The following is a 5,911-nucleotide window of genomic DNA, read 5'->3' as shown; positions in this document are numbered from 1 at the left end:
ACCAACGGCTTCCTCGAAGCGCTCAACGGCCTGTTTCAGTCCGCCAAGCGCCGCGCTCGCGGCTTCACCCGCTTCACCACTATCAGAACCGTCATCTTCCTGATCGCCGGCAAGCTCGACTTCGCAGTGATCAACCCTCATGCCCGGCAACCCACTTGAAATTCAACAGAGCCACAAAAACTAAAGCAAAGCATTGAATTCTGGAAACGCTCCGCAGCAGATGCTGAAAGGAAATATGAGGCTCTTCTCAAAGAAACAAGTCACAAAACGGCAACCTCGACCCCGCCCGCCGCAACAACCTCGGTCGACCCATTCGTTCAAATTGTGTCACGCGCGATAAGTATTGCCGGACGAGATCGAGATTTTGAGGTCACGGTCAATAACACAACACTTAGCCGGGCCCCACTTGATCTGGCTACAGCATCAGAGAAAAAGCTAAGGAAATCTCTTGGCATTCCATCATCTGATCGTCGAGACTTCATCGCGATCATTCGAGAAGCTGCCGAGGCTCGCGTTATCAGCGACGAAGCCAGAGGCCTTCTCAACTTTGTCAGACAGAACAGAAATCGAGTCGCACATGACCAACTCAACCAGTCCGAGCTTTGGGCAAGGTCGTGCATTGCAATTCTTGCCACTTCAATTGTCTGGCCCGAGCTGCACGGGGCTGAAACTTAACAATTCGTGTATGGACTCCCCCTGCAAACAGCGCACTGATTGATCTCGGACTTTCGGAAGCGGATCGGTTGCAGTCGTGTATTCGGCCTTGGGGTGAGCGCGGTGCGCTCGGGCCATCATGAAATCCGCGGGCGGGGGCCTATCGTTCAAGCGGCTTCGCGAGCCGGAATTGTTATCGGCCTTGCCCCACCCGGGGACCGAACCCTTCGTCATGATCGAGATCGTGGTGCACTCCTGGCAGTTTCCGTTCGCCCTCAGGCGGCTTTGGGTTTGACGCTGACGTGGGCGGGGTTGAATGCGGCACCGTGGTGGTCGATGCGTAAGCTTCCCCGGTCGGTAGACACCCAATAAGTAGAACTTTCTGGCATCTTTTCCCCGCCAGGAGGTTGTATGAAGAAGTCGAAGTTCACCGAGACCCAGATCATTGCCGTGCTCAAGCAGGGCGACGCCGGGGTGCCGATCAAGGACCTGTGCCGCCAGGCCGGGATCAGTTCGGCGACCTCACCAGTGGAAGTCGAAGTACGGCGGCATGGAGGCGTCCGAGCTGCGGCGCGTGAAGGAGCTCGAGGCCGAGAACGCCAAGCTCAAGCGGATGTATGCCGAGCTGGCCCTCGACAACGCTGCGATGAAGGACCTGATCGCAAAGAAACTGTAGGGCCGGCGCAAAAGCGCGACGCCGTGCGCTTCCTCCTGGAGGAGCACCAGCGGCCATTGCGCCGGTCCTGTGACATGGTCGGGCAGGTCACTATCCCGGGCGGCGTGGTACCGACCGCCGCTTGACTGGACGGTCCGCGACGCCGAGATCATCTCGGCACTGGCCGAGCTGGTCAAAGACCGGCCGGCCCGGGGCTTCTGGAAGTGCCGGAAGCTGCTCCGGCGGCGCCGACCGGAATGGAACCACAAGCGCATATATCGGGTTTACAAGGCCATGGGATTGAACCGCCGCCGCGCCGTCAGGCGCCGCCTGCCCAAACGCGAGCGCGTGCCGCTGTATGTGCCGCGCACGCCGGATTCGGCGTGGTCGGCGGACTTCATGTCCGACGCGCTCGCCTGCGGTCGCCGGTTCCGGACTTTCAACGTCGAAGACGACTTCAACCGCGAGGCGCTGCACATCGAGGTCGATACCTCGATCTCGTCGCTGCGCCTGGTCCGGATCTTTCAGCGGCTTCAGCGTGAGCGGGGGCTGCCGCAGGTGCTGCGGACCGACAACGGCCCGGAGTTCCTGGGCGAGGCCTTCACCGAATGGGCCAAGGGCCAGGGCATGGCCATCCAGTACATCCAGCCTGGCCAGCCGAACCAGAACGCCTACATCGAGCGGTTCAACCGCACGTTCCGGGAAGAGGTGCTCGACCAGTACCTGTTCCGGCGCCTCGAGGACGTCCGCGAAGCCGCTTGGTGGTGGATGCTCGAGTACAACGAGCAACGCCCCCACGATTCCCTCGGCGATATGACGCCCGCCGAGGTCCGCCAGCAATACGAGGAAAGTTCTACTTTTGCTTTGTGTGCTTGACGGGGAAGCTTACGGATCAGGTTCGAGCGGGCCACGCCCAGCGTCTCGGCCACCTGCTTTACCGGGAATCGTCCGCCGGCAGCAACGGCATGCGCGAGATCAACTTTTTTGCCTGGGCGACCTCCAGCGCCTCTTTGAGGATCTCCACCTCCATGGTCTTGCGCCCCAGCAACCGCTCGAGCTCACGCACCTGGCGCTGAAGCGCCTTGAGCTCGCCCACCCCCACCACCTGGTCATCGGCCTGAATGGCCGAGACGCCGCCGTCTTTCATCAGTTTTCTCCAGCGAAACAGCAGACTGGGCGATATACCATGGCGTCGCGCCACGAGCGAGACCGACATCCCCGGCTGATCGCACAGTGCGACCAACTCCACTTTCTCTCGCACCGAATACCGCCGGCGACGCTGCACCCCCGTGACCACCTCGACTCGTTCCACCGTAGACACTCCTTTGCACTAGGCTTATGCCTAGGCTTTGCTCACGCAACAAAGTGTCCGGTCGAAAACGGGGCTACAACACGTTGTGCGCCTGACACGGATGGAACGAACGAAAGCGTCGAGTGAAAGAACTAGATCGTTGGACGCTGTGCGGTGCTCAGCGTGTGTTAAACCGCCGGATTCGGTTATTGCGGACGGGAAGGCTTGGAGGTTCATGACCGTGCCGCCTCCGCCGCAATGTGGCCGGCCAGCTCCGTGATAAAAGTCTTGAGCCCGGTCATGGGACTTAGTTCCTGATAGGCGCCGTCCGCCGCCGCCGTGCGCGGCGACGCGATTACTGAGGCGACGGAGTAGAGCTGTTCCTGCATGAGCCGCTGGCACAGTAGATTGTAGCGCTGGAGATAAGAGGCGCCCTGGAACTCTGGAAAAACATTGAAATGCGGCGATCGGCTGGTCACGGGCTGGCGCGACTCCGGCGCGTCCTCCACCATCATCAACCAGCCGACGAAAGGTCGCGGCTGTTTGCCAAAGGCTCCTTCGCGATAGGCAACCCACAGGTCGTGGGCTGTACCGATCGCCTCCTCGGTACGGTTGTTGAAGTTGTTGCCGAAGGATGGTCCGACCTGACTCTTGAATTCAATCGCCGCGATCAGGCGACCTTCGTTGATAACGAGCAGGTCCCAGAGCTTGGTGGGACGGAAGTATCCCGGAAGTGTCACGAGGGCCCGATCGCGGTGAATGGCCGCATGGCCGAGTCCGTTAGCGCGAACTAAGTCGATGACGAGCGCGATAAAACCGTCCATGTTCTTGCCAGCTGTGACACTAGCGCGCTCGCCCTGATCGACATTTCCGGATTCTATCTGCTTCTGTCGTGCCTTCTCGCGATTGCCCCAGAACGCCTGAACCGCTTCGCGTGCCTTCAATTCGTAATTGATGAGATCAATGCTCATGTGGCCCCCGCAACTCCCCCTTGATTACTCCCCATTGCCGTCGAGCGTGGCGCATTCTTCCTTAGAAAGACTGTAAAGCCTGAACACCGCTGAGTTACAGGCAGACGTGTCGCCTTTCCTCGCAGCAGTGACAAGTTCCTTCTTGATTACATTGGGAACATCTGCCCAACGCGGCAGACGGATGCGCCGTAAGTACTGCGCCTGAAAGCGCAGATAGCCGCCCCGCATCCGTGTGGAGTACGTTGCCACGAACAGCCGAGCGATGCCGGATAGCAGAACGGCTTGCAAGGCGTGCAAGTCCCACTCGTCCGACGTAATGAAGTAAAGATTGTGGTGCGGATAAAGCTTGCCGTCCTCATAAACGACGTGCGCTTTCCCCTTGATGTCCGGGATCAACAGCTTAGGGCGCCAAGTAAGTTCCGGATATATGCGGTCGATAGTGCGGTACCAGTTGGCGGGTGCCTTCTGGGCCACATGGCGTTTCGCTAACTGATCCTTGCGTGCTTCAAGATAGCGCCGCAGGCGCGGATATTTTCCAAGATCGACAAGGCTACCGTCTTCCGCGAATGGATTCACGATGCCAAGCCCGCGCCATTGAACAGTGCCGGACAAAATGTCCTTCGTCATCACAAGCGGCAGCTTACGATCATCTTCGACGTCCAGTTCGTCGAACGGTCCGATGAACGCATCGTCGGCTCCGGTTGCGACGCCAATCCCGACTTTGCAACCTGCATCCTCGATGGCTGGAAAGTCCCTCTCCAGGCGACGCACAAGCTTAACTTGGTCGGAGGAGTCGAGAATCCACGGCTGAGCTCCGGCCGTGATATTGGCTATTTCCTTGACGGGCCCATTCGAGTTCGGCGCCTGCGAGGCAAGCAATATTTTGGCAAGACTGTTGAGTACACTCTTTTCGATGATCGGACGTCTCGCAATGCGGGTTCGCCCAGGCTTTTCTCTGACGATCACGGTGATGGCCGGATAGGCGATTACTTCCGAATGGAAAGCCGGCGTATCGTGCATATCTATATAGAATTTCAGGTGAAAGCGTTCGGCCACCATCTGACGCAACGGACCGCCGTAGCGATTCTTCATCCACCTATCGGCGCAAATAAAGCCAAGAGCCCCGCCCTCACCAAGAACCGACAGCGAACGTTCGATGAAGGGAATGTAGATGTCCGCGCGGTCGAAGATGGTGCGATAACGTGTGCGGTATTCGGCAAGCAGCGCGTCCGGGATTAACTCCTGTCGAACATAAGGAGGATTGCCGACCACGTAATCGAAGGTACCGGAAAGCGGCACTAGCAAGAAGTCGCCCTGTATCAGCCACGCCTGAACAAGTTGTTTCGCCTCGTGTACGGGTACGGCATGCCTCTGAAGCGAGGCCATAATCCTACCGCGCGTTTCCTCGAAGGAGGCGCGGTGCAGTTCGACTGCGCGGATGCAGTTCGCGAGACTGACTGCCGAAACACGCGGAGCATGGGTCTGCCACGCGGCGACTAATCTTTCGATCGCGGCAAGTAGAAACTCTCCGTGTCCAAAGGACGGCTCCAGAAGGCGTTCTTCATGAAGGGGTCTGTCAGGTGTGTAGCCGACCAGATCGAGGATGAAGTCAACGACCTCCCGGCGCGTGAAGACGGCCCCGCGTTCGTCGATGCCCGCGTTCGAAAGTAGTTCGAGGGCGTCTTCGATGGGACACATTCCGGGAAAGGAGGCTTGTCTTAGCCGCTGGTCTACTGCCGACTCACTCATTCTCACGCGCCTTGTCGGTCATTATCTGAGTTGGAATAGGTATAGTGTGGTGTTCCTCGTGCTCATCGGAATGATTGAGCTGGAACAGTTCCAATAGGAGGGTCTTCAGTTTCTCGTACTTCCTAACTCATTTCACTGCGATCCTCTTGAGTCCTTACACCACGCGCCGGTAAGCGATTGGAATGGTGAAGAGTGCTTCGGCGTTGTGCACTAGCGAGTCGCTTGGTTCTGCTATGAAGAAGGGGGGCGCGCCACGATGTAGCCGTGCGGGAGGTCTTTGCTAGCCGACGAGTTCATCGACCACCTCTCGGTTCAGAAGCACGATCTGCTGGTCTGCAGGCTTTCTGGTTGCTGGGTCAGTATCCAGCCCGAGGCGCCGAAGGGCGTAGTACAGCAGCGCCTTGCGAACGGCGATTTTGGCCTTGCCGTCGCGCATGCCATAGTCGAGCGCAATGACCTTTTTCGCCTCTTTTCAATTTCGAGTGGGTAAGCTGGACCTGAGCAGGTACGGGATCGGGTATGACTGACAAGCTGTTTGAGGCTGCCTTGGGGGTCTCTCCGCCGTGGCAGGTGACGGGCGCGGACTTCGAT

Annotated in this window: 3 protein-coding genes and 3 pseudogenes; 2 read left to right on the top strand and 4 right to left on the bottom strand. The window is 58.7% G+C overall.

The window, feature by feature from the left end; all coding sequences use genetic code 11:
* Together F0415_RS12495 and F0415_RS12490 are read left to right on the top strand one after the other, a co-directional pair.
* Positions 1–159 (top strand): transposase (locus F0415_RS12495; protein ID WP_149859148.1); only part of this gene is annotated, 159 nt, incomplete at its 5' end.
* A gap of 906 nt (positions 160–1,065) precedes the next feature.
* Positions 1,066–2,185, top strand: a pseudogene (locus tag F0415_RS12490) (IS3 family transposase).
* Between the two features lie 5 nt (positions 2,186–2,190).
* On the opposite strand, the pseudogene F0415_RS12485 reads toward F0415_RS12490, so the two are convergent.
* The 4 genes and pseudogenes from F0415_RS12485 to F0415_RS12470 all read right to left on the bottom strand — a co-directional run.
* Positions 2,191–2,621 (bottom strand): annotated as a pseudogene (locus tag F0415_RS12485) (transposase); the annotation flags it as partial.
* Positions 2,622–2,833: 212 nt separating this feature from the next.
* Complete coding sequence (locus tag F0415_RS12480) at positions 2,834–3,571, bottom strand: PaeR7I family type II restriction endonuclease (RefSeq protein WP_149861545.1); 738 nt, start codon at positions 3,569–3,571, stop codon at positions 2,834–2,836.
* A 24-nt stretch (positions 3,572–3,595) separates the two neighbouring features.
* Positions 3,596–5,320 (bottom strand): Eco57I restriction-modification methylase domain-containing protein, encoded by a 1,725-nt coding sequence (locus tag F0415_RS12475; protein WP_246149962.1) that lies wholly within the window; start codon positions 5,318–5,320, stop codon positions 3,596–3,598.
* A 280-nt stretch (positions 5,321–5,600) separates the two neighbouring features.
* Positions 5,601–5,777: pseudogene (locus tag F0415_RS12470) on the bottom strand (BrxR family transcriptional regulator); the annotation flags it as partial.
* Positions 5,778–5,911 lie beyond the last annotated feature (134 nt).

It is taken from the genome of Arenimonas fontis, from assembly GCF_008386465.1.
In the GTDB taxonomy this organism is placed as follows: Bacteria; Pseudomonadota; Gammaproteobacteria; order Xanthomonadales; family Xanthomonadaceae; genus Arenimonas; species Arenimonas fontis.
This window is presented reverse-complemented; position numbering and strand designations above follow the sequence as displayed.